25 protein-coding genes and 1 riboswitch are annotated in these 23,593 nt (G+C 65.4%); of the genes, 22 read left to right on the top strand and 3 right to left on the bottom strand.

Features of this window, described 5'->3' with window-relative positions; genetic code table 11:
* Positions 1–88: 88 nt before the first annotated feature.
* The 4 genes from A5658_RS14460 (at position 89) to A5658_RS14445 (ending at position 4,429) form a co-directional block, all read left to right on the top strand.
* Positions 89–1,357, top strand: coding sequence for a PPE family protein (locus A5658_RS14460; RefSeq protein WP_067336062.1), 1,269 nt, complete (start codon positions 89–91; stop codon positions 1,355–1,357).
* A gap of 528 nt (positions 1,358–1,885) precedes the next feature.
* Complete coding sequence (locus A5658_RS14455; protein ID WP_067336060.1) at positions 1,886–2,185, top strand: PE family protein; 300 nt, start codon at positions 1,886–1,888, stop codon at positions 2,183–2,185.
* A 9-nt stretch (positions 2,186–2,194) separates the two neighbouring features.
* On the top strand, positions 2,195–3,424 hold the full coding sequence (locus A5658_RS14450) for a PPE family protein (protein ID WP_067336057.1): 1,230 nt from the start codon (positions 2,195–2,197) through the stop codon (positions 3,422–3,424).
* A gap of 213 nt (positions 3,425–3,637) precedes the next feature.
* Positions 3,638–4,429, top strand: a complete 792-nt coding sequence (locus tag A5658_RS14445; RefSeq protein ID WP_067336250.1) for a DUF6065 family protein — start codon at positions 3,638–3,640, stop codon at positions 4,427–4,429.
* 329 nt (positions 4,430–4,758) lie between these two features.
* Here A5658_RS14445 and A5658_RS28125 read toward each other — a convergent pair whose 3' ends face one another.
* Positions 4,759–4,905 (bottom strand): hypothetical protein, encoded by a 147-nt coding sequence (locus A5658_RS28125; protein WP_156751468.1) that lies wholly within the window; start codon positions 4,903–4,905, stop codon positions 4,759–4,761.
* Positions 4,906–4,939: 34 nt separating this feature from the next.
* On the bottom strand, positions 4,940–5,134 hold the full coding sequence (locus tag A5658_RS14440) for a ferredoxin (protein WP_067336248.1): 195 nt from the start codon (positions 5,132–5,134) through the stop codon (positions 4,940–4,942).
* Positions 5,135–5,294: 160 nt separating this feature from the next.
* Here A5658_RS14440 and A5658_RS14435 point away from each other — a divergent pair, with 160 nt between their 5' ends.
* The 15 genes from A5658_RS14435 (at position 5,295) to A5658_RS14365 (ending at position 20,862) form a co-directional block, all read left to right on the top strand.
* Positions 5,295–6,476 carry a cytochrome P450 gene (locus A5658_RS14435; RefSeq protein ID WP_067336056.1) on the top strand — a complete coding sequence of 394 codons (1,182 nt, stop codon included), beginning with the start codon at positions 5,295–5,297 and terminating at the stop codon, positions 6,474–6,476.
* Between the two features lie 367 nt (positions 6,477–6,843).
* The gene (locus A5658_RS14430) at positions 6,844–7,143 is read left to right on the top strand and encodes a PE family protein (protein ID WP_067336055.1); all 300 of its coding nucleotides are present in this window, start codon (positions 6,844–6,846) and stop codon (positions 7,141–7,143) included.
* Between the two features lie 168 nt (positions 7,144–7,311).
* Positions 7,312–7,608: a WXG100 family type VII secretion target gene (locus tag A5658_RS14425; protein ID WP_067336047.1), complete on the top strand. Its 297-nt coding sequence runs from the start codon at positions 7,312–7,314 to the stop codon at positions 7,606–7,608.
* A 43-nt stretch (positions 7,609–7,651) separates the two neighbouring features.
* Positions 7,652–7,936 carry a WXG100 family type VII secretion target gene (locus tag A5658_RS14420; protein WP_067336045.1) on the top strand — a complete coding sequence of 95 codons (285 nt, stop codon included), beginning with the start codon at positions 7,652–7,654 and terminating at the stop codon, positions 7,934–7,936.
* A gap of 88 nt (positions 7,937–8,024) precedes the next feature.
* Positions 8,025–8,936 (top strand): ESX secretion-associated protein EspG, encoded by a 912-nt coding sequence (locus tag A5658_RS14415; protein ID WP_067336043.1) that lies wholly within the window; start codon positions 8,025–8,027, stop codon positions 8,934–8,936.
* Positions 8,937–9,111: 175 nt separating this feature from the next.
* The gene (gene eccD / locus A5658_RS14410; protein WP_067336041.1) at positions 9,112–10,626 is read left to right on the top strand and encodes a type VII secretion integral membrane protein EccD; all 1,515 of its coding nucleotides are present in this window, start codon (positions 9,112–9,114) and stop codon (positions 10,624–10,626) included.
* On the top strand, positions 10,604–12,352 hold the full coding sequence (gene mycP, locus A5658_RS14405; protein ID WP_067336037.1) for a type VII secretion-associated serine protease mycosin: 1,749 nt from the start codon (positions 10,604–10,606) through the stop codon (positions 12,350–12,352). The genes eccD and mycP overlap by 23 nt, the downstream gene beginning before the upstream one ends.
* Positions 12,349–13,515, top strand: coding sequence for a type VII secretion protein EccE (eccE, locus tag A5658_RS14400; RefSeq protein WP_067336033.1), 1,167 nt, complete (start codon positions 12,349–12,351; stop codon positions 13,513–13,515). Before mycP ends, eccE begins: the two co-directional genes overlap by 4 nt.
* Before the next feature lie 16 nt (positions 13,516–13,531).
* Positions 13,532–15,364 (top strand): type VII secretion AAA-ATPase EccA, encoded by a 1,833-nt coding sequence (eccA, locus tag A5658_RS14395; protein WP_067336030.1) that lies wholly within the window; start codon positions 13,532–13,534, stop codon positions 15,362–15,364.
* A 140-nt stretch (positions 15,365–15,504) separates the two neighbouring features.
* A riboswitch (M-box (ykoK) riboswitch) is annotated at positions 15,505–15,675 on the top strand.
* 280 nt (positions 15,676–15,955) lie between these two features.
* Positions 15,956–16,255: a PE family protein gene (locus A5658_RS14390; RefSeq protein ID WP_067336028.1), complete on the top strand. Its 300-nt coding sequence runs from the start codon at positions 15,956–15,958 to the stop codon at positions 16,253–16,255.
* Positions 16,256–16,268: 13 nt separating this feature from the next.
* Positions 16,269–17,513, top strand: a complete 1,245-nt coding sequence (locus tag A5658_RS14385) for a PPE family protein (protein WP_067336243.1) — start codon at positions 16,269–16,271, stop codon at positions 17,511–17,513.
* 106 nt (positions 17,514–17,619) lie between these two features.
* Entirely contained in the window at positions 17,620–18,345 is a 726-nt protein-coding gene (locus A5658_RS14380; RefSeq protein WP_067336013.1) for an MgtC/SapB family protein, read from the top strand.
* A 45-nt stretch (positions 18,346–18,390) separates the two neighbouring features.
* Positions 18,391–19,326: a sterol desaturase family protein gene (locus A5658_RS14375; protein WP_067336010.1), complete on the top strand. Its 936-nt coding sequence runs from the start codon at positions 18,391–18,393 to the stop codon at positions 19,324–19,326.
* A gap of 137 nt (positions 19,327–19,463) precedes the next feature.
* Positions 19,464–20,048, top strand: a complete 585-nt coding sequence (locus A5658_RS14370; protein WP_067336006.1) for a LysM peptidoglycan-binding domain-containing protein — start codon at positions 19,464–19,466, stop codon at positions 20,046–20,048.
* Positions 20,049–20,241: 193 nt separating this feature from the next.
* Positions 20,242–20,862 (top strand): hypothetical protein, encoded by a 621-nt coding sequence (locus A5658_RS14365; protein ID WP_067336237.1) that lies wholly within the window; start codon positions 20,242–20,244, stop codon positions 20,860–20,862.
* On the opposite strand, the gene A5658_RS14360 is transcribed toward A5658_RS14365, so the two are convergent.
* A complete protein-coding gene (locus A5658_RS14360; protein WP_067336003.1) occupies positions 20,859–21,305 on the bottom strand; it encodes a nitroreductase/quinone reductase family protein in 447 nt (148 codons plus the stop codon). The two genes, A5658_RS14365 and A5658_RS14360, sit on opposite strands and share 4 nt — an antisense overlap.
* A 112-nt stretch (positions 21,306–21,417) precedes the next feature.
* On the opposite strand from A5658_RS14360, the gene A5658_RS14355 reads away from it, so the two are divergent.
* The 3 genes from A5658_RS14355 to A5658_RS14345 all read left to right on the top strand — a co-directional run.
* On the top strand, positions 21,418–22,140 hold the full coding sequence (locus A5658_RS14355; RefSeq protein WP_067336000.1) for a TetR/AcrR family transcriptional regulator: 723 nt from the start codon (positions 21,418–21,420) through the stop codon (positions 22,138–22,140).
* A gap of 101 nt (positions 22,141–22,241) precedes the next feature.
* Entirely contained in the window at positions 22,242–22,742 is a 501-nt protein-coding gene (locus tag A5658_RS14350) for a VOC family protein (protein ID WP_067335997.1), read from the top strand.
* Positions 22,739–23,593 (top strand): FAD-binding protein (locus A5658_RS14345; protein WP_156751467.1); only part of this gene is annotated, 855 nt, incomplete at its 3' end. The genes A5658_RS14350 and A5658_RS14345, both read left to right, overlap by 4 nt.

Raw genomic sequence — 23,593 nt, 5'->3', positions numbered from 1 at the left:
GACCAGTTCATGACCACGCCCCACGCCGCCGCCCCGACGCGGCGGTCGACGGCGCAGACACCACTTGGCTTGCTGACGGAGGGTCCTAGTGCTTGATTTCGCCGTGTTGCCACCTGAGGTCAATTCGGGCCGGATGTATTCGGGTCCCGGACCGGGGCCGCTGTTGGCGGCCTCTGAGGCCTGGGACAGCCTGGCCGCGGAATTGGGTTTCGCGGCGACTGGGTACGGATCCGCTCTAGCGGAGCTGACGAGCAACAACTGGGTGGGCCCGACGTCGGTGGCGATGATGTCCGCCGCGACGCCCTACATCAACTGGTTGACCGCAACCGGCGCGCAAGCCGAGCAGACCGCCAACCAAGCTCGAGCAGCCGTCGCCGCATATGAGGCCGCGTTCGCAATGACAGTGCCACCTCCGGTGATCGCTGCCAACCGCGCGCTGCTGGCAGCCTTGGTCGCCACCAACTTCTTCGGTCAGAACACACCGGCGATCATGATGACCGAAGCCCTGTACGCGGAAATGTGGGCGCAGGACGCCGCGGCGATGTATGGCTACGCGGGCGCCTCGGTGGCCGCCACGCAGATGACGCCATTCGTCGAACCTCCGCAGACAACCACCGATAATGGGGCGAGCAGCCAGGCGAGCGCGGCGGCCCAGGCCGCCGCCACACCGGCCGGCCAAGCCGCCACGGTGGCGCAGAACGCGGTGTCGGCAGCGCCCGCCACGACCACCCAGATGGCAGCAAGTCAGATGGCCGCGAGCTCCACGCTGCCCGCGGCGACAGCCCCGCCGAATACGTTCGTCGGTTGGCTTGAGACGCTGTACCAAAACACCATCACCAGCCTCGGTCAGGGCGGCTGGGGCGTGGGCTTGACGAACGCCAACCTGAACACGATGCGGCAGGTGCTCCAGGCCTACTTCGCGGTCGGTCTCGGAAACTTCGGCTACGGCCTCGGCCAGCAGTTGATCACCCCCGCGCAGGCAACGGCACTAGAGCGGGGGCTTGGGTTGATGCCACCGGCCGCAGGACTTGGCGGTCTGGGCTCCAGCCTGGGTGGCGGCACGGCCGGCGTCAGCGGCGCACCCTATACGGCTAGCAGCGTGTCGGCCGCTATGGGCGAGGCGAACGCTCTCGGGCGGCTGTCAGTGCCCGCGGGTTGGCAAGGGGTGGGGCCTTCGGAGACGATCGAGGCTCGGCTGGTCGGCGCCGCGCGTCCGGTCGCAGCGTCGTCGAATGGAATGCTCGGCGGTATTCCGATGGCGGGCAACGCCGGCCTTGGTGGAAACCGCGCTGCCGGCTACACCGTGAAATACGGCGTCAAGCACGCTGTGATGCCCAAGCCGCCCGTGGGCGGGTAGCCGCGCAGTCAATCACGAGGAATTGCAACGGCTTTGGCAGCGGCAGGCACCTGGCGTAATCGCAGGTGACGACCGGATGCGCGCCGGAGTCCCCGGCACAGCTCGCACCGTCCGCGGTCTCAGCGCCGATCAAAAGCCGCTCAGGCGTGGGACTTTCACGCTCGCAGTCGTCGAGCCGCTTGACGTTCCCCGCCCGACCGCACCGCGCGGGGTCTCGAAAGGTGTTGTGGCGAAAGCCCGTTCCCGTGATCGGTACCACGGGCACGTTCGGTCGCACGACAGCCTGGACAGCAACTGAACGGCCGATCCCACACCGCGCGCCAGTGCCGGTCCACATTGCAGCATTACCGCAGGTGAAAGGTTTGTCGAACGTTGGATGAACAGCCGATATCGGGGGGTGAATACTGGCCGTCCAGGCGTGAACAGTTAGGTCGGCAGCGGTGTTATTCACGCGTGACCCTCTACTCTTTCAACCGAACGACCTTGCCCTAGGTCGTAGATGCGAACGGTTACTAAGGAGGAGACCGGATGTCGTTCGTGACCACACAGCCGGAAGCACTATCGGCGGCGGCCACTAGCCTGCAGGGGATCGGCTCGGGGCTGAACGCCCAGAACGCCGCTGCCGCGGCTCCCACCACAGGTGTGGTTCCCGCTGCCGCCGACGAGGTTTCGGCTCTCACGGCGGCTCAGTTCGTCGCTCACGCGCAGCTGTACCAGGCCGTGAGCCAGCAGGCTGCAGCCATCCACGAAGCGTTCGTCAACACGTTGGGCACCAGCGCCGGTTCCTACGCAGCCACCGAGGCCGCCAACGCGGCAGCGGCCGGCTAGGGGGCTTCCATGATCGATTTCGGAGCGATACCACCTGAGATCAACTCGGCCCGGATGTACATGGGTCCCGGTGCTTCGTCGTTGCAGGTTGCCGCGTCGGCATGGAACGGCCTTGCGGCCGAACTCCAGTCGGCTGCCCAAGGCTACGAGACGACGATCACGCAACTCGCCAGCGATGCGTGGAACGGCCCAGCCTCGGCGGCGATGGCAAGTGCGGCGCAGCCGTACGTCACCTGGATGCAGGAGACCGCCGCGCAGGCCGAGCAGGCCGCGACTCAGGCCCAGGCGGCTGCTGCCGCCTACGAGCAGGCGTTCGCGTCGACCGTGGCGCCGCCGCTCATCGCGGCCAACCGTGCTGAGACGGCGGCGGCGACGCAGGCTAACGTCTTCGGCCAGTACACCGCGCTGATCATGCAGCTCGAGGCGCAGTACGCCCAGATGTGGGCGCAGGACGCCGCGGCCATGTACACCTATGCGGGCCAATCGTCGGCGGCCAGCAAGGTCACCCCGTTTGCCAGCCCGGCCTCGACCACCAATCCTGCCGGCACCGGAAACCAAGCCGCCGCGGTCAGTGCGGCCACCGGCAACTCGGCGGCGTCGAGCACGCAGAGTCTGTTGTCACAGCTGACCTCGTCGACGCCAAGCCAGCTGCAAAGCCTCGCGGCGCCGGCAGCCAGCTCGGCGGCCCCCACCACGACGCCGTTCCAAGATCTTTATGCCTTGATCTTTGGTACGACCGTCTTGCCGACGAACCTGTCGGCGTTGGTCACCGCCTACTCGCCGTACGCCAGCTTGTTCTACAACACTGAGGGTCTGCCTTACTTCAGCGTTGGTATGGGTAACTTCGGCGTTCAGATCGCGAAGAGCGCGGGAATGCTCGGTGGGGCTGCCCCGGCCGCTGCCGCCCCGGCACTCCACGGCTTGGGTGGCCTCGGTGCCGGGCTGGGCAGTGGTGCTGCCGGCGCGGGTGCGCATGCGGTGTCCGCCGTTTCGGGCGGCGCCGCCTCGGTCGGCAAGTTGGCGGTACCGGCGTCGTGGATCGGCGGAACTCCGCAGGCGGCCACACCGGCCGTGCAGCTGGTCAGCAACGTCAGTGCTGCACCGGAGGCTGCGGCCGGCGGCGGAAACCTGATGGGCGGTATGCCGTTGGCCGGTACCCGTGCTGGTTTCGGCAACGGCTTGGGCCCGCGCTACGGATTCAAGCCCACTGTGATGGGCCGGCCACCGATCGGCGGCTGAGTCCGAATAGCTTCACACACTTGGGGTGTCACGTCGCGGCGTGGCACCCCACGTGCGTTGGGCGCGAAAAACGAGCTGCCGCAGGCGATGCTCGAACAAACAGCTACCATCGCCCACGACGGCCGCTACACGAACCGTCGCCAATGGGCACAACTCAGCCGACACATGACGTGCATCTGTGGCAATGGGGGTTCCCACCGAATCGAGGATCCGATGAGTGACACGTCCGATAGGCCGACCCATCCGCTGATCGGGTTCGTCACTCGTGACAATCCACCACAGATTGCCCCGGCACCGATTAGCCGGGCGTGGATGTCGGAGATGTCCGAGAGCCGAAAAGGTTGGCCCAATCGGTGTTTGCCGATGCTCATCGCCAACCAAAGCGGCTGGGAACTCCGCAATCGCTGCGCCTTCACCGCTACCTGGATCGGTCAGGGAGACGTGGACGTGAACGTCATGCCCGATAGGCGGGACACCGCTCAGTTCCTGCCCGTCAGCCATTTCGGTAACGGGATTCTGACCTGGCATGTGCCGATAGTGTTTCGCACCCCGCCGGGCTATAACCTGTTGGTCCGCGGGCCGGCGAACTATCCGAAGGACGCCGTATCCCCGTTAGAGGGTATCGTCGAAACCGACTGGGCCAGCGCGAGTTTCAGCATGAGTTGGAAATTCACCCGTAAATTGATGCCGGTGCGATTCGAAGTCGACGAGCCCATCTGCATGATCGTTCCGCAGCGCCGAGCCGAACTTGAAGACTTCGCACCCGAACTCAGACGCATCGACTCTGACGAAGACCTGGACCGCAAGCATAAGTCTTTCCTTGGCGCACGTGACGTGGAAGGCCAGGCCCAGGCAGCGGCGGCCGTCGCCGCGGGGGAGCCGGTGCAGTGGCAACGTGATTACACACGTGGCCAACACGTCGACGGCGAGGCCGGGGCAGCGGACCATCAGACTCGCCGTCATCTTCGTTCCTTCGTCGAGGCGCAAGACGACAAGCGGCAATGAGCCCCACAGCCGCCGTCCTTGGAGCGAGGTAAATCGCGGACGTCGCAAACATGACTCGCACATGAACAGTTGGGGAGCTTTCGGAAGCACGCGAGAGGAGTGGCGTAGGTTTCCGAGAGATGAACAATGGGGGGCGACGCCAGGAGGGCTTCGTGGCCAAACACGCTGAGGCATCCGGACCGCTGACGTTGTCGCCGAGACCCCGAAACACCGGCCGCACGCTCCCGAAGAGCAATGCCGGTTCGCGGGTGTTCAGTGCACCAAACGTGTTGCCACGCAGGCCCACTCAGCCCGCCGAGATCGCGCAGGCGCGGGTATTCGAGCGCCTTCTACAGGACGAGTCCGCCGAACTGCGGGACCTTGCGCACCGCGTTGGAACTGACGATTCCGAGCGGGCTGGGGAGCTGACGCAGATCCACGCTCGGCTCGACGAAGTCGATGGCCTGCTGCGGGCATTGCAAGGGCGGTTCCCGCACTCCGCACCAGACGGTGACCGTTAGCCAGAGTGAATTAGTCCTCGTCGAGGATCAGCGCCATCTCCGGACACGACGCCACCCCGTCACGAGTTACCTGCACGTCTTCCGGGGCCACCTCGTGTTCTTCGAGAATGGAGTAGCCGGAGTCATCGATCGGGAAAATTTCGGGGTCAACCGCGTAGCACTGAGCGTGGCCGACGCATCTCGCCTGCTCGACACGAACCTTCACAGTGCCGATTCTAAAAGACATGTCGAACATCGTCGCCCCATTCCGCACCGGGTAGGACGCCGACGGCGCCACCGAACCGCATTGGGCCGCATACGATGTCTACAGTCGCCCGCCACGGCGCCGGAGACGACGAACCAACCTGCGACGAAAGATCACGTACATGAGCACCACTGATGAAAGCCTGTACGGCACCGGCTTTCACCTTCCGCGGCTGGATTACTACTCGCTGCCGATGGCCGTTGACCGTGGCGCCGGGTGGAAGGTTCTGCGCGACGCCGGACCCGTGGTCTTCATGAACGGCTACTACTACCTCACCCGCCGTGAGGACGTGCTGGCGGCGTTGCGCAGTCCCAACGTTTTCTCTGCTCGACTGGCGCTTCAACCACCGGGAAGCCCAATTCCAGTGATCCCGTTGGGATTCGACCCGCCAGAGCACACGCGGTACCGCAGGATCCTCCAGCCGTTTTTCAGCCCGCACGGGTTGAGTAAGTCGCGACCGGTGCTGGTTCGCCACGCCGCGGACATGATCGACGCGATGGCCGGCGGTAGTGAATGCGAGGTGATGAAAGACCTCGCTAGGATATACCCCTACCAGGTATTTCTGGATCTCTACGGTCTGCCGTTGGAGGACCGCGACCGGATAATCGCCTGGAAAAACGCGGTGCTCTCCGACGACCCATTCGCCTCCCAGGCCGACGTCGCCGCCGCGGCGCAGGCGATGTACCACTACTTGATGGACGCGATCCGACAGCGCCGGGAAAACCCCGGCTCGGACATGTTGTCCACCGTGATGCACAGCGAAGGCCAGTTCACGGACATCGAACTGCTAGGCATGAGCCATCTGCTGATTCTGGCGGGACTGGACACCGTGACCGCGGCGATCGGCTTTGCCCTGCTTGAGTTGGCGCGAAGACCACAGTTGCGCGAACAGCTCCGCGATAACCCAAGGCAGATCAGGGTTTTCATCGAAGAGATCGTGCGGCTGGAGCCGTCGGCGCCGGTGGCGCCACGGGTACTGACCGAAACCGTCGTCGTCGGTGGAATGACGTTGCCCGCGGGCTCGTCGGTCTTCTTGTGCATGGCCTTGATCAACCGCGACGGCAGCGATGCGATCTCGACCGACGAACTCACGATGGACGGTAAGGTGCACCGGCACTGGGGGTTTGGCGGCGGCCCGCACCGCTGCCTGGGATCGCACCTGGCGCGCATGGAACTGACAGTGATCGTCGACGAGTGGCTCAAGAGAATTTCCGAATTCGAACTGGCACCTGACTACGAGCCCGAAATCAAGTTCCCCAGCAAAACGTTCGCGCTCAAGGAACTCCCGCTGCGTCTCGGCTGAGCCAGCGCCCCACAGCCCGGCGAAACGGGGTGGCCTCTGACCATGGCCGCCGGGCGCCGTCGCGGACGTTATCCGCGCTTAGATTTTTTCGCCGCGCCGAAGGTCCGCGCCGTCCACGCCTTGATCAACCCGTGTCGAACAGAGCCCGCCCGCGCACTGCGCATTTGAGCACTTCAGGAGCCCGTTCGGCCGTCACGACCGGACGCCGCGGAGCCGCGTCCGTTACCCCGCTGTTACCGCAGATGAACAGTTGTTGCTAGCGGGTGAACAGTTGCAAACACCCAGCGTCAGCCCCGGCACACGGCCGTGTGCCCGTCTATTCTCATCCACGAACAGACCGCCGGAACTGACTCAGGAGGATCCCCGAATGTCGTTCGTGACCACACAGCCGGAGGCACTATCGGCCGCGGCCACCAGCCTTCAGGGAATCGGCTCAGCTCTCAACGCGCAGAACACGGCCGCAGCGGCTCCGACGACGGGCGTGGTTCCGGCCGCGGCCGACGAGGTTTCGGCCCTGACCGCCGCTCAGTTCGCCGCTCACGCGCAGCTCTACCAGGCGGTGAGCGCTCAGGCGGCGGCAATCCACGAAGCGTTCGTCAACACGCTGGGCACCAGCGCCGGTTCATACGCGGCCACCGAGGCCGCCAACGCCGCCGCCGCAGGCTGATCGCCGCCTATATGAAGACCATCCCACTGTGGCTCCACACCCGGTGGCAGCCATTACGCGGGGAAGGGGGGACCAGCCGTGTGTTTCAAGTCGGCGGTTACCTCAGGTAACCGTTCCGACTACCACGTTTATCGCCGTCAATCACTACTCAAGCAAGGAGAAAGTTAAGTGCCTACGCGTTTTATGACTGACCCGCACGAGATGCGGGCGATGGCGGGCCGTTTCGACGTGCACGCGCAGACCGTTGAGGACGAGGCTCGCAAGATGTGGGCGTCGAGCCAGAACATCGCCGGTGCGGGTTGGAGCGGTACCGCTCAGGCCACCAGCTACGACACCATGGGTCAGATGAACACGGCGTTTCGCAACATCGTGAACATGCTGCACGGGGTGCGCGACGGGTTGATCCGCGACGCGAACAACTACGAGGCCCAAGAGCAGAGTTCTCAGCAGATCTTGAGCAGCTAGCTCGCTGACCAGCGTAAGCTTTCACACACAGGAGGATAGATAAATGTCGATTAGCTACCAGTTCGGTGATGTCGACGCCCACGGCGCGTTGATCCGCGCCCAGGCCGCTTCGCTGGAAGCCGAGCACCAGAGCATCGTGCGCGATGTCCTGGCCGCCGGTGACTTCTGGGGTGGCTCGGGTTCGGTGGCTTGCCAGGAGTTCATCACCCAGTTGGGTCGGAACTTCCAGGTGATCTACGAGCAGGCCAACTCCCACGGCCAGAAGGTGCAGACGGCAGGCAACAACATGTCGTCCACCGACTCCGCTGTGGGCTCAAGCTGGGCCTGACAGTCAGCACAGGGCGCGGCAGCACACCGATTAAGGTGTGCTGCCGCGTCGTGCGATAGCCGCAAAACCATCTACACGAGAGAAGCGAATGGATCAGACCACACGCACCGACATCACCGTCAATGTCGAGGGTTTCTGGATGTTGCAAGCGTTGCTGGACATTCGCCACGTCGCACCCGAGTTGCGATGTCGGCCATTCGTCTCCACAGATTCCATGGACTGGCTCAACCAGCATCCGGGCATGGCGGTCATGCGCGAACACGGCATTGTGGAAGGCGAGACGGTTAACGAGGCGGTAGCCGCCCGAATGCGCGTCCTTGCCGCGCCCGATCTTGAAATCGTCGCACTGTTGTCGCGCGGCAAATTGCTCTACGGCGTCAAGGAAAAAGAAGAGGGTGGCGCCGAGGAGCAGGTGGGCTCGCGTGACATCCCGGACAATGAATTTCGCGTGCTGCTGGCGCGTCGCGGTCAGCACTGGGTGTCGGCCGTGCGAGTCGGCGACGAAATCACCGTCGACGACGTTGCGATCGCCGACACCACCTCGATCGCGACCCTGGTCTTCGATGCGCTGGAGTCCATTCACCACGCCGAGCCAGCGGCCATCAACGCGGTCAACGTGCCGCTCGAAGAAATGCTCGAAATCACGAAAGCCTGGCAGAGTTCCGGGTTTAACGTCTTCTCCGGCGGGGATCTGCGCCGGCTGGGTATCAGCGCAGCGACCGTGGCCGCTCTCGGCCAGGCGCTGTCGGACCCGGCCGCCGAGGCTGCGGTCTACGCCAGGCAATACCGCGACGACGACAAGGCGCCGAGCGCCTCGGTGCTGTCGCTGAAGGACGGCTCAGGCGGCCGAATCGCGATGTATCAGCAGGCCCGCACGGCGGGTTCGAACGAGGCCTGGCTCGCGATCTGCCCAGCAACTCCGCAGTTGGTCCAGGTCGGCGTGAAGACCGTCCTGGAAACCCTTCCCTACGGAGAGTGGAAAACGCACAGCAGAGTTTAACTGATTGTTACGCAGATACCGTGCACGCCAAGGATTTTCGATGCAGCATTTAGCGAAGATGCGGATGCCGCGAAATCCTTTTAGAATCTGCTCAGCAAATTACGACGAGACGTCGTAATCCACATAGCGAGGCAATACACATGGACCCACAATTCGTCGACAAAGGGGTGCACCGATGACCGCAGTAGCCGAGGCCTCACAGCCTGGCGCAGAGCTAGTTTCGACGCCTCAGTCGGCCGTCATCGGCATCATCGCCGGCGAGGGCGTACAGATCGGCGTCCTGCTGGACGCCAACGCCCCGGTTTCGGTGATGGTCGATCCGTTGCTGAAGGTCGTCAACGTCCGACTGCGGGAACTGGGCCTCGCGGCGCTGGAAGCCAAGCAGCGCGGCCGATGGGCATTGTGCCTGGTCGACGGCACGCCGTTGCGGGCCACCCAGTCGCTCACCGAGCAGGACGTCTACGACGGCGACCGGCTGTGGCTGCGCTTCGTTGAAGACACCGAGCACCGCTCGCAGGTCATCGAGCACATCTCGACGGCCGTCTCGGTCAACCTGAGCAAGCGGTTCTCCTCGATCAACCCGTCGGTGGCGATCCAGGTCGGCGCGGCGATGGTCGGCAGCGGGGTGGTGCTCGCCTCGCTGCTGCTGAGCTGGTTCCGTTACAAGCACGACTCCTGGCTGCCGGCGCCGTACGCCTTTGTGATCGCGGTGCTCGTGTTCACCGTCGCGCTGTTGATCCTGAACCGCGCGCACACCCCGCAGAACCGTCGCGCCGGCGACATGCTGCTGTGGAGTGGCATCGCACCGCTGGCGATCGCCGCCGCCTCCGCTCCTCCCGGACCGGTCGGCTCGCCCCACGCGGTCATGGGCTTTGCCGTGACCACCGTCGCAGCGATGCTGATCATGCGTTTCACCGGCCGTCGGTTGGGCACCGGTACTGCGATCGTCACGGTGTCGCTGATCGCGACCATCGCGAGCCTGTGCCGGATGGCGTTCAACACCGGCGCGGTGACGCTGCTGACCACCATCCTGCTGGTCTGCGTGTTCGGCTACCACAGCGCACCGGCGATGTCGCGGTGGTTGTCCGGCATCCGGTTGCCGGTCTTCCCGTCGGCCACCAGCCGGTGGGTGTTCGAGGCTCGGCCGGACCTGCCGACCACGGTCACGCACGGCGTTGACGGCGGCCGCCCGACGCTGGCAGGCCCGGAGTCCATCCAGGACGTGGTGTTGCGGGCCGAGCGGGCCCGGTCATTCCTGACCGGTCTGCTGGTTGGCCTCGGCGTGCTGACCATCTTCTCGCTGGCCGGCGTGTCCGACCCGCGCACCGCCGACCGCTGGCTGCCCCTGCTGCTGGTGGCCAGCACCGCGGGCTTCCTGATGCTGCGCGGACGCTCCTACGTAGACCGTTGGCAGGCAATCATTCTCGCGGTGACATCGGTCCTGATCGTCGGCGTGGTCGTCGTCCGCTACTCGCTGGTGCTGTCTTCGACTGCCTCGATCGCCGTAACGGCCGGGATCGCGGTGCTCCTGCCCGCGGCGGGTCTGACGGCAGCGGCGACGGTGCCCAACACCATCTACAGCCCGCTGTTCCGCAAGCTCGTGGAATGGGTCGAATACCTCTGCCTGATGCCGATCTTCCCGCTGGCATTGTGGTTGATGAACGTCTATGCCGCGATTCGCTACCGGTAGTCGACGACTGCGGCCGCTTCGCGCGGCCGCAGTCGCCGGCTCCACCCTGATCGTCGCCACCGTCGCGTTGTCCGGCTCGCCGGCCTACGCGATCAACCCGCCTCACATCGACCCAGCCGCCACACCCCCGGACGGTGCGCCGGGCCCCGGCCAGCCGATGAAGCAGAACTCGTACTGCACCGAAGTTGGGGTGTTGCCGGGCACCGACTTTCGGGTTCAGCCGAAGTACATGGACATGCTCAACCTGAACGAGGCGTGGAAGTTCGGGCGTGGTGCCGGCGTGAAGGTCGCCGTGATCGACACCGGCGTCACGCCACACCCGCGGTTGCCACACCTGATCGGGGGCGGCGACTACGTGATGGGTGGCGGAGACGGGCTGTCCGACTGCGACGCACATGGAACGCTGGTGGCATCGATGATCGGCGCCGCCCCGGGAACCGAAGGGGTCGCCGGCGGACCCGCACCTCGGCGCCCACCACCGGTCCCGACCAAGGAACCACCACCGCCGGCCCCACCACCCCAGACGATCAGCGTGGCTCCGCCGCCGCCGCAGACCATCACGATGGTTCCGGCCCCACCGGCATCGCCGTCGGAGGAAGCTCCGGCATGTCCATGGTGCCCGCCCGCGGCGCCCAAGGCACCCGGGGCAGCCAACCACGGGCACGGCCACGCGGTGCTGCCCGGCTACTCCGGCAGCAGGCACGGCCAGGTCGTATCGGTGGACTACCCGCGACCGTTGGACCCACCACCACCGCCGGCACCGAGCGACGCCTACAGCGGTATCGCCCCGGACGTCGACCTGATCTCAATCCGCCAGTCCAGCCAGGCTTTTGGGCTCAAGGATGCCTACACCGGTGACGAGGACCCGCAGACGCGGCAGAAGCGGGACAACATCTTCACGATGGCGCGCGCGATCGTGCACGCGGCGAACATGGGCGCGCAGGTGATCAACATCTCGCAAGTGATGTGCATGAGCGCGCGCAGCCTGATCGACGCCCCCGACCTTGGTGCCGCGGTGCGGTACGCCGCGGTCGACAAGGACGCCGTGATCGTCGCGGCCGCAGGTGACACCAGCCAGCGTGACTGCAAAGAGAACCCATTGGTTGATCCGTTGCACCCCAACGACTCTCGCGATTGGAACGGCGTGACTACCGTGGTGACTCCGTCCTGGTACAGCGACTACGTCTTGACCGTCGGCGCAGTGGACGCCTCCGGCACACCGATGGACAAGCTGAGTGTGGCCGGGCCGTGGGTGGGGATAGCAGCGCCCGGCACCGACGTGGTCGGGCTCTCGCCGCGAGATGACAACCTGATCAACGCAATTGACGGTCCGGACAACACCTTGTTGGTGCCGGCGGGGACCAGCTTTTCGACCGCGATCGTGTCCGGTGTGGCGGCTCTGGTGCGGGCCAAATACCCGAACCTGTCCGCGCATCAGATCATCGATCGGCTGATTCGCACCGCGCGGGCACCCGCTCGCGGGGTCGACAACCAGGTCGGCCACGGGATCGTCGATCCGGTTGCCGCACTGACTTGGGATGTGCCCGAAGGCTCTATCCTGCCGAAGGATTCAGCGAAGCCGCTGAAGCTGCCGCCGGCTCCGCCCCCGCGCAACATGACCCCGGTGTGGGTTGCCGCCGGCGGGTTGGGTGCAGCACTGGTGCTCGTCGGTCTGGTCTTCGGCGGAGCCGTCTTGATGAGGAAAACAGCAGGGAGACAGGAATGAAGGCGCAACGCGAGTACGGGCTGTCGCTCTCGTGGGCGCGGGTCACCACGGTGTTCCTGATTGATGTTGCGCTGTTGGTGATTGCGAGCCATCTGCCCGACTCATGGCAGGCCGGTCGCAACCTCTGCTTCTGGATCGGTGTCGGCCTCGCCGTCATCGTGACCGCGGTCGCCCTGCTCACCAACGGGGGAGTGCCGGTGTCTTCGGCCCCGATCGCCCGAGTGCGGAACTGGTACGCCGACCCCGAGGCGCTGACCGTCGGCTGCACCCCGGCCACCGATCACCGCCGCCAATTCAGCCGCGAAACGGTCGGAATCCGCGAGTACGACAACCAGCTGGTCGCGGTGATCGCCGTAGATGGCACGGGTGAAGCCGGCCGGCACCGCCACCGTGACGGGTTGACCGCCAGCATTCCGCTGGAAGCCGTGGTCAGCTCGCTGCGTCAATTCGACGTGCGTTTGGACAGCGTCGACATCGTCTCGGTCGGAACGCGCCGGGGCGCCAAGGGCGTTCAGGCCGCCGCCAGCGACGACTTCGGCAACGGTCGCGAACGCCGTCCGATCGACGAGCGCAAGACCTGGCTGGTGCTTCGGATGGACCCGCAGCACAATGTGAGCGCCGTCGCCGCCCGTGATTCGGTGGCCTGCACGCTGGCCGCCGCCGCCGAGCGCCTGGCGCACGACTTGGACGGACGCAGCTGCGCCGCCAAACCACTGACCGCGGACGAGATCGCCGAGGTCGACGATGCCGTTCTCGCCGGGCTGCAACCGGCTCACGTCCGCCCGTTCTGGCGCTACCTGAAGACCCCGGACGGCTTCGTCACGAGCTTCTGGGTGTCGCCCGGCGACATCACCAGCGAGACGCTCGAGGAGCTGTGGCTCACCGACGCCGATGTGACCGTCATGACGATTCGCATCATCGCGGAGGGCCACGAGGCCGACGTGTCGGTGTGGGTGCGCTACCACAGCCACCAGCGGCTGCGGAAAGAGGCCTTCAGCGGTTTGAACCGGCTCACCGGGCGCCAGCTCGGCGCGGTGGCCGCCAGTCTCCCGGCGCCGACGTCGCGCCGGCCGCTGCCGATGCCGAGCCGCACGTTGACCCGCAACGAGGACATTCTGGTTCCGGTTGGTGCTGCAGCGGGGGCGCAGGCGGCCAACGCCTAAGCCTTACGATGACAGGATGACGCGACCGCAGACCACCGCGCCGGACTCCCGCAACGCGATGGTGGCGGGGCTCCTAGCATCCGGCATCTCGGTCAACGGGCTTCAGCCCAGCCATAATCCGCAGGTGGCGTTGCGCATGTTCACGACGGCCACCAGTCTCGACCCGGAGATGTGCGACGCCTGGCTGGCGCGACTGTTGGCCGGCGACCAGAGCATCGAAGTGCTCGCCGGCGCGTGGCAATCCGTGCGGACCTTCGGTTGGGAGATCCGCCGGTTGGGGCTGACGGAGTTGGAGTTCCGCCCCGAGGTTTCCGACGGGATGTTCCTGAAGCTGGCGGCAACCAGCGTGGAATCGCTGGGCGCCAGTTACGCGGCCGCCCTCAGCGAGGCGAAGCGGTACGCCGAAGCGGCCGAGTTGCTGGATTCCATCACTCCCCGTAACGCCTCGGACGAGGAACTGATCAAGTACGTGCGCGGGCTGCTGTATTTCCGCACCGGCCGCTGGCCGGACGTGCTCGTCCAGTTCCCGCCGGGGGCCGGTTGGCGTCACCCCGAGTTGAAGGCGGCCGGTGCGGCGATGGCAACCACCGCGCTTGCTTCGCTCGGTGTGTTCGAGGAGGCGACCCGACGAGCCCAGGAAGCGATCGAGGGCGACCGGGTGCCCAGCGCGGCCAACGTTGCGATGTACACCCAGGGGATGTGCTTCCGGCACCTCGGCCGCGAAGACGAGGCCATCGAGAGCCTGCGCCGGGTGTACTCCCGCGACGCGAAGTTCACGCCGGCCCGCGAGGCGCTGGACAACCCGAGCTTCCGGCTGGTGCTCACCGACCCGGAAACCATCGAGGCACGCACGGATCCGTGGGACGCGGATAGCGCACCGACGCGCGAGCAAGCCGAGGCCGCCCGGCATGCAGAGATGGCCAAGAAGTATCTCGACGAAGGGGATGCCGAGCTCAACGCGATGCTCGGCATGGAAGCGGCCAAGCGGGAAATCAAGCTGATCAAGTCCACCACGAAGGTGAACCTGGCCCGCGCGAAGATGGGTCTGCCGGTCCCTGTGACGTCGCGCCACACGTTGCTGTTGGGGCCGCCCGGTACCGGCAAAACGTCTGTGGCGCGGGCTTTTTCGAAGCAACTGTGTGGCTTGACCGTGCTGCGAAAGCCGTTGGTGGTGGAGACCAGCCGCGCGAAGCTGTTGGGCCGCTACATGGCGGACGCGGAAAAGAACACCGAAGAAATGCTCGAGGAGGCGCGCGGCGGAGCGGTGTTCTTCGACGAGATGCACAACCTGCACGAAAGTGGCTACTCGACGGGTGACGCGTACGGTAACGCGATCATCAACACCCTGCTGCTCTACATGGAGAATCATCGCGACGAACTGGTGGTTTTCGGAGCCGGGTACGCCAAGGCGATGGACAAGATGCTCGAGGTCAACCAGGGTCTGCGACGCCGGTTTTCCACCGTCATCGAATTCTTCAGCTACAACCCAAAGGAACTCGTCGCGCTGACCCAGCTGATGGGCCGCGAGAACGAGGACATCATCACCGATGACGCCGTGGAGAGTTTGCTGCCCGCCTACACCAGGTTTTATGAGGACGAGACCATTTCGCCGGACGGCGACCTGATCCGCGGCATCGATACGTTGGGAAACGCCGGGTTCGTGCGCAACGTGGTGGAGAAGGCCCGCGATCACCGCAGCTTCCGCCTCGACGACGAGGATCTCGACGCCGTGCTGGCGAGCGATTTCCATGAGTTCAGCGACAACCAGTTGCGCCGGTTCAAGGAATTGACGCGCGACGACCTCAACGAGGGACTCAGCGCGGCGGTGGCCGAAAAGAAGACTGACTGAAACCGTTGGTGTACAGCGCCTTTCGGCGCTCAGTCGGCAAGCATCTGGTGCTAGAACCGGCGCGTTCGGCCAGCCGCATGTTTGAGTTCGCCCCGGCACCGAGTTGACTCCCGTCGATCCGGGTGGAACCATGGCCCAAGCAAGCACCTCGCTAGGTGAGGCGTCTGCGCGGATACAGGCCACTGACCTCAAATGTCGAAAGACGCCCAGGGTCAGGACAGCTCTTCCCGGCTTAAGGGTTGAGCCCAAGTGGCTTCCGGGTTTTCGGGATACGCCGCGCAGTGCCAAAGCTCTGTCGAGAGGGGTGCGGCGGCTGGCTCGTCTGCCGGTTCCGTCTCGTCCCGCGTGCACCGTGTCGGCACCCCTGTGTGCCCTGGCCGCGAGGAGGTGAGGCGAATTGAGTCCGAGCGATAGTCCGTATCCGAGATCGGCGACCGGTTCGTCGAGACCCGACCCCGGCGCCCTCTCCACCCGTTAACTCGGCTTTCGCCGTTTCAATTACTCACGCGCGCTTGATTTTTCGTGCGCGTGTCAATCTGTCGCGCCGTGACACAGACGCGGCTTCAACCTGCCCTCGTTAAGGAGCGCCCGATGACTTTTGTGACGACTCAGCCCGAGTTGCTGTCGACCGCGGCTAGCCAACTTGCCGGCATCGGTTCGGAACTCGCGGCACAGAATGCGGCGGCGGTGGGCCCGACGACCGGTGTGGTCCCAGCCGCTGCCGACGAGATATCGACCTTGACCGCAGCGCAATTCGTGTCGCAGGCCGCGATGTATCAGGCGGTCAGCGCTCACGCCGAGGCTGTACACGAGTTGTTCGTCGACGCGTTGGGCACAAGCGCCGATTCGTACGCCGCCACCGAGGCCGCCAACGCGAGCTCAGCGAGCTAAAAGGAGCGCGATGATGACCGCACCATTCGACTTCGGCGCATTCCCGCCGGAAGTCAACTCCGCCAAGATGTATGCCGGTCCAGGCTCGGGATCGATGCTGTCTGCCGCCGCCACCTGGAACGAGCTGGCATCCGAACTGCGTTCGCAGGCAGCCAATTACGGCTCGATCGTGTCGAACCTGACCGGTGAGGGCTGGCAGGGACGCGCATCGACGGCGATGGCCGCCGCCGCCGCGCGTTACACGTCGTGGATGAACAGCACGGCGGCTTCGGCCGAGCAGACCGCCGACCAGGCGCAAGCCGCAGCGGCCGCCTACGAGGCCGCTTACGGAATGACCGTGCCACCGCCGGTGATCGCGGCCAATCGAATTCAGTTGGCGTCGTTGGTCGCAACGAATCTGCTGGGCCAGAACGGACCGGCAATCGCGGCCACCGAGGCGCACTACGGCCAGATGTGGGCGCAGGACGCCGCCGCGATGTACGGGTACGCGGCACAGTCGGCGTCGGCGACCAAGGTCCCGTCGTTCACCGCTGCGCCGCAGACCACGACGACCGGAGCGCTCGCCGGGCAGGCGGCCGCGAGCACTCAGGCCGCCGGTTCCAGCGCGCAGGCGGCGTTGTCGCAGCTGACCTCAACCGTGCCGGGCGCGCTGCAGGGGATGGCTGCACCGGCGGCATCCACGCCGTCGTCGTCGCTGCTCTCCGAACTCGAGGGTCTGCTGACCGGCGGGACAACGGGAAACTCTCAGCTCGACACCTTCTGGAGCACGTGGGGCCCGAACGCCAACATCTGGAACACGCTGACCTCCACCGGAGCCATCAACCCGCTGCAGGCGGCGCAGCTGGCGACCAGCGGCAGCTTCCTGGGGCCCAGCGCGATGGCGACAAACGAAGGCCTGGGCGGACTTTCACCACTGGGACTGTCAGCCGGCCTCGGCTCGGGTATGACGGGAATTTCCGGTTCGGCCGGACTCGGTGCGACAGGCTCCTCGATGGCGGCGGGCTTGGGTCAAGCCACGTCCATCGGACCGTTGTCGGTGCCGCCCGCCTGGACCGCCACGGCTCCGACGGCGGCATCGCCGGTCACCCCAGCACCGGGTAACACCTTGTCGGCCACGCCCCCCGAGGTGGCGGGCGTGCCGGGAGTCGCCCCGACTGGCGCCAGCCTGGGTGCCCGCGCGGGGGCCAGCGCCGGAATCACGGACGACCGCTTCCTCGTCCGCCCGCCGATGGTGCCGTCGTGGGCCGCGGTCGGGTGAAACAGGAAAACCGATTTCACATCACGCAACTGGGCCTAACGCCGATCACGGGCGACGTCGTCCACACTGGTAGGCATCTCGGCTCACGAGAAAGGAGGGCCGCGTCATGCAGACGATAAGCATCGCGGAGTTCACGCTGCGATTGGCGATGGGACTGGGCTGCGGCGCCCTCATCGGAATCGAGCGGCAATGGCAGGCGCGACGGGCAGGCCTGCGCACCAATGCGCTGGTCGCCACCGGAGCGACGTTGTTCGTGCTGTATGCGGTTGCGACCAACGACAGCAGTCCCACCCGGGTGGCGTCGTACGTGGTTTCCGGCGTCGGGTTCCTCGGTGGTGGCGTGATCCTGCGTGAGGGATTCAACGTTCGTGGGCTCAACACCGCGGCAACGTTGTGGTGCTCGGCCGCGGTGGGTGTGCTCGCCGCCAGCGGGCACTACCTGTTCACGCTGGTCGCTACCGGCGCGATTCTCGTGATCCATCTGCTGGGACGCCCGCTGGGGCATCTCATCGATCGCGACAACGTGGTCGAGGAAGACGAGGACGACCAGCCGTACCAGCTGCAGCTGGTCTGTCGACCCAAATCGGAAAAGTACGCGCGCGCTCAGATCGTGCAGCGCACCGGATTTGGCGGCGATCGCTTCGTGCTGCGCGGCATCCACACCGGTCGCATCGCCGACGACAGCGTCGAGTTGACCGCCTACCTGCTCAGCGACGGCCACGCGCCGGCCCGGCTCGAGCAACTCGTCGCGGAATTGTCGATCCAGGAAGGCGTTCAGGCGGTGCATTGGTACGCCGGCGACGACGACGACCGGATGCCGCGGGCACGTTAGCCAATCCGTTCTCAACGCAGGTCAACGACGTCGTAGGGTGGGAGAGTGGACGCGATCGCCGGTTTCCTATCCGTTCTGCCCGAGCAGATGCGGGATCCGGTGTTGTTCGCGATTCCGTTCTTCCTTGTGTTGTTGATTCTGGAGTGGACGGCGGCCCGCAAGCTCGACCGCATCGAGCGGCACTCTGATCGTCCGGGCTCGGGCGCCTACCTGGCGGCCGACGCGTGGGCCAGCATCCGGATGGGTCTTGTCTCGGTGGCAACGACGGCGGGCTGGAAATTCGTCGCGCTCATCGGCTACGCCGCGATCTACGCCTACGTGGCGCCCTGGCATCTGCCCGCGACGCGTTGGTACACCTGGGTGATCGCGATTCTCGGTGTCGACCTGCTTTACTACTGCTATCACCGCTGCGCACACCGGATTCGGCTGATGTGGGCGACCCATCAGGCCCACCACTCCAGCCAGTATTTCAATTTCGCCACCGCGCTGCGCCAGAAGTGGAACAACAGCGGCGAGATTCTCATGTGGATTCCGTTGCCGCTCTTGGGCATTCCGCCGTGGGTGGTGTTCTGCAGTTTCTCGGTAAACCTGATTTATCAGTTCTGGGTGCACACCGAGCGGGTCGGCGGAATGTGGGCCCCTTTCGAATTCGTCTTGAACACGCCGTCGCACCATCGGGTGCATCACGGCATGGACGCCGAATACCTGGATAAGAACTACGGCGGCATTTTCATCGTCTGGGATCGACTCTTCGGCAGCTTCCGGCAAGAGACGTTCCGTCCGCATTACGGGCTGACCAAGCAGGTGGACACATTCAACGTGTGGAAGCTGCAGACTCACGAATATCTGGCCATTGCCAGGGATTTCCGTTCTGTGACCCGTTTGCGCGACCGGCTCGGCTACGTGTTCGGACCCCCCGGATGGCAGCCGTCGTCGGCCGCGCGGCCCGAGGCATCGGCACCGCTGACGCCGTCCCGCTAGACGATCGCTCAGCGGTGCGGCTGTTCACTCGGCGTTTTTATTGGAGCGATCCGAAAGCCCCCATGGCTCAGCCAAGATCAGTAAGTTCGACGGCGAGGCAGGTATCCGCCTGCCTTGACCACGAGAGGGGAATTGCTGTGGGAGACACTCTCACCGAGGGGCAAAAACTTGTCAAAGGTGAATCGCTTACCTCGAGCAACGGGGCTTACACCCTGACGTTGCAAGACGACGGGAACCTGGTCCTGGCATCGCGCGGACACGCGATCTGGGCGTCGGGGACCAACGGAGAAGACGTGGTCCGCGCTGAGGTCCAGAGCGATGGCAACTTCGTTGTGTACACGGGTGACAAGCCGGTGTGGCACACCGACACCAAGGGCAAGAAGAACGTGCGTCTCGTGCTTCAGGACGACCGCAATCTGGTGCTCTACTCCGGCGACGCGGCCGCATGGTCGACCAAGACCGAGACCGACGCACCCCCGCCGCCGGAACCGGAAGCCGCCGCACCGGCAGCCGAGGAGCCCGCGGTTGAGGAAGCCGCTCACGCGGAGCCCGAGCCCGAACCCGAGCCCGCGCGCACATACACCGTCGAGTCCGGTGACACGTTGTGGGCCATCGCCGAGCAGTTCTACGGCGACGGCAACAAATACCAGATCATCGCCGACGCCAGCGGCATCTCGAATCCGGATCTGATTCAGCCGGGTCAGGTACTGACCATTCCTTGATTGTCATGGGGAGCGCGCCGGCCGTGCCGCGGTCGGCGTGTTTCCAACTGTCCCCCCCGCCGAGGGCTGCTCGCCTAATATCGACTAGGGAGCCTAATGGCCGGCCAATGGGCGCTGGCCCTCGACGGATCGGAGTCGGCGGGTGGGGGGTCCGGTAATCCGCGCTTTCGGCGCGATCGTCGTCGCCGTGGCGATGTCTGCTGTTGTTCCTGCGTCCGCCCATGCCGATCCGATCGTGGTCTTTCCCGGGATGGAGATCCATCAGGGCAGCCATCTGTGCACCCTGGGCTATGTGGACCCTGGGCTGCGGGTGGCGTTCAGCGCGGGTCACTGCCACAGCGACGGCCCGGTGCTCGACCGGGAGAACAAGGTCATCGGGAACGTGGCGACGTTCCGGGACAACACACCCAACGGCGCGTTTGTCACCACGGATCAGGAAATCTCCGATTACGAGTCGATCGTCCTGGCACCGGATGTCGTCGTGAACAACATCCTGCCTGGTGGTCGCGCGCTGCAAGTCGACCCCGGCCTGGTCGTCACGCCTGGCGAACCCGTCTGCCATTTCGGCGTGGTCACCGCCGAGACCTGCGGAACCGTGGAAAGCGTCAACAACGGCTGGTTCACCATGGGACACGGCACCGCCAGCCAACAGGGCGACTCGGGAGGCCCGGTCTACCTCACGTCAGGCCCGGGACCCGCCCGGATTGTCGGGATCTTCAACAGCGTGTGGGGCAACTTCCAGGCGGCGGTCTCGTGGCAATCCACCACCCAGGAGATCCGCCAAGACGTGGGTGTCGGCGGTCCGACGATCTAGCCGTCGGCGGTCAGCGCGAAGACCGGGATCGACGGTGCGGCCGCCCTGACCTGGTCGTCGGAGGAATCGGGGGTCAGCCCCGCGATGTGCCCTTTGACCTCCCAGTACCACCGATCCAGGTAGCGCCGCAGCAGTTCCGGCTTCGCCGCGTCGTGCACCTCGGTCGCCCGCAGCGTGCGACGGCGCCAGCCAGGTCCCATCTCCACTGCGCCGGCGGCCCGCACGTTGCGCGCCCACTGGGTGTTGCCGCGCGGAGACACCAGATAGTCGACATCGCCGACGGCCAGCACATTGACCACCACCTTGCGGGTCCGGCCGGTTTTGCGACCGCGTACGCGCAGGGCCCGGGTGCCCGCGATGCTGATGCCCGCCTCCGCCAGCCAGCGGATCACCGCGTTTGCGGCTTTGGCCACGCCATTGGGCTCGTCGTATCGCGCTGTCATGGAGGTGTCCTCTCTCGATCAATTAGAGAGCAGCGCTCTCTGTTACGTCGACCTTGTCACACCTGCGCCCGAAAAACAAGAGCACCGATCTCATTTATGCGAAACTGGCCTGATGACGAAGCGGCGTGACTCGCGCGAGCGCATCGAGGCGCAGATCATCGAACTGGGTCGGCGTCATCTGGTCGAGCACGGCGCTGCCGGGCTGTCGCTTCGCGCGATCGCCCGTGACCTGGGCATGGTGTCGTCCGCCGTCTATCGATACGTGTCCAGCCGGGACGAGTTGCTGACGCTGTTGCTCATCGACGCGTATTCCGAGCTGGCCGACGTGGTGGATCGCGCCCGCGAGGCCGTGCCGGACGTGTGGAGCGACGACGTCATCGCGATCGCGCACGCCGCCCGCGGGTGGGCCATTACTCAGCCGGCCAGCTGGGCGTTGTTGTACGGGAGTCCGGTGCCCGGTTATCACGCCCCGGCCGAGCGAACCGTCGGCCCCGGAACACGGGTAATCGGAGCATTATTCGACGCGGTAGCGGCCGGCATCGCCACCGGCGACATCATGCTGACCAATCACCCTGCACCACAACCGATATCGGCCGACTTCGAACGCATCAGACGCGAATTTGGTTTTCCCGGTGACGATTCCGTGATCGCGAAGTGTTTCGCGATTTGGGCCGGCGTGGTTGGCGCGATCAGTCTCGAGGTGTTCGGGCAGTACGGCGCCGACACGCTCACCGACGCGCAGACCGTGTTCGACACCCAGGTACGACTGCTGGTCGGGGTCTTGACTCACGCCGACGTCGACTCGCCGCCGTTTCACGTTGCGACCCCGAACTAGAACGTGTTCACCAGCGGGCCACGGCGTCGGATACCGCAGATGATGGCAACATTTTTTCGGTAGTTTCAGCGGGAGCCGGTGCTGGGTTATTCTGCGAGACGATGAGCGTTTCCTTCGGGTCACCGGTCCAGACCGCCTGGGTGACCAACGACCTGGACGCCACAGAAACGGCTCTCACCGGCCTGTTAGGCGTCAAGAAGTGGGTGCGCCTGCCCGACATTCATTTCGCGCCGGACTCATGCAGCTATCTCGGCGCACCCGCAGACTTCGTCGCCCACATCTCGCTGAGCTACCTCGGCGACATGCAACTCGAGCTCATCGCGCCGGTCCGCGGGCCTAATATCTATAGTGACTTTTTGCAACGCGGCGGACCGGGTCTGCACCACATTTGCGTCGAGTCCGACACGCTTGAGGACTTCGATGCGGTGCTGGCCTTGGCAGCCGAGCAAGGAGCCACCGTGCCCCAGGAGGGTGTGATGCCCGGCGGGGTGCGGTTTGCCTATATATCGGCCCCGCAGTATGGGGTTCCGTTCGTGGAGATCGCGCATTTCTCTCCGGAGATGCGTCAGTTTTTCGACTACGTCAAGCAGGAGCAGCGTTGAGCACCGACATCCCCCCAACGTTGAACGTCGACGACGTCACGTCATGGTCAGACGACGTCGACGTGGTGGTGATCGGTTTCGGCATCGCCGGAGGCTGCGCGGCGGTGAGCGCGGCCGCCGCCGGTGCGCGGGTGCTGGTGTTGGAGCGGGCCGCGGCGGCGGGCGGCACCACCGCGATGGCCGGCGGACATTTCTACCTGGGCGGCGGAACCGCCGTTCAACAAGCCACCGGCCATCCGGATTCGGCCGAGGAGATGTACAAGTATCTGGTCGCAGTGTCGCGTGACCCCGACCACGAGAAGATCCGCGCCTACAGCGAGGGCAGCGTCGAGCACTTCAACTGGCTGGAGGACTTGGGTTTTCAATTCGAGCGGAGCTTCTACCCGGGCAAGGTCGTCGTCCCGCCGGGCACCGAGGGCCTGAGCTACACCGGCAACGAAAAGGTGTGGCCGTTTTGCGAGCAGGCCGTTCCCTCGCCGCGCGGACACTCGGTGCCGGTGCCGGGGGAGTTGGGCGGTGCGTCGATGGTGATCGACTTATTGGTCAAACGCGCCGATGAGCTGGGCGTGCAATTCCGTTACGAGACGGGCGCCACCAACCTGATCCTGAACGCAGACGGCGCCGTGGTCGGCGTCGCCTGGAAGCACTTCACCGAAACCGGTGCGGTGAAAGCGAAATCGGTCGTGATCGCAGCCGGCGGTTTCGCGATGAACGAGCAGATGGTCGCCGAATACACACCCGAATTGGGGCAGCCGCGACGCACCAAACACCACGGGTTGGTGGCGCCTTACATTTTGGGCAACCCCAACGACGACGGGCTCGGCCTCCGGATGGGTATTTCCGCGGGTGGC

Source organism: Mycobacterium sp. 1245111.1, assembly GCF_001673405.1.
Taxonomy (GTDB): Bacteria; Actinomycetota; Actinomycetes; order Mycobacteriales; family Mycobacteriaceae; genus Mycobacterium.
The sequence above is the reverse complement of the archived record's forward strand: the minus strand, read 5'-3'. Positions and strand labels throughout refer to the sequence as shown.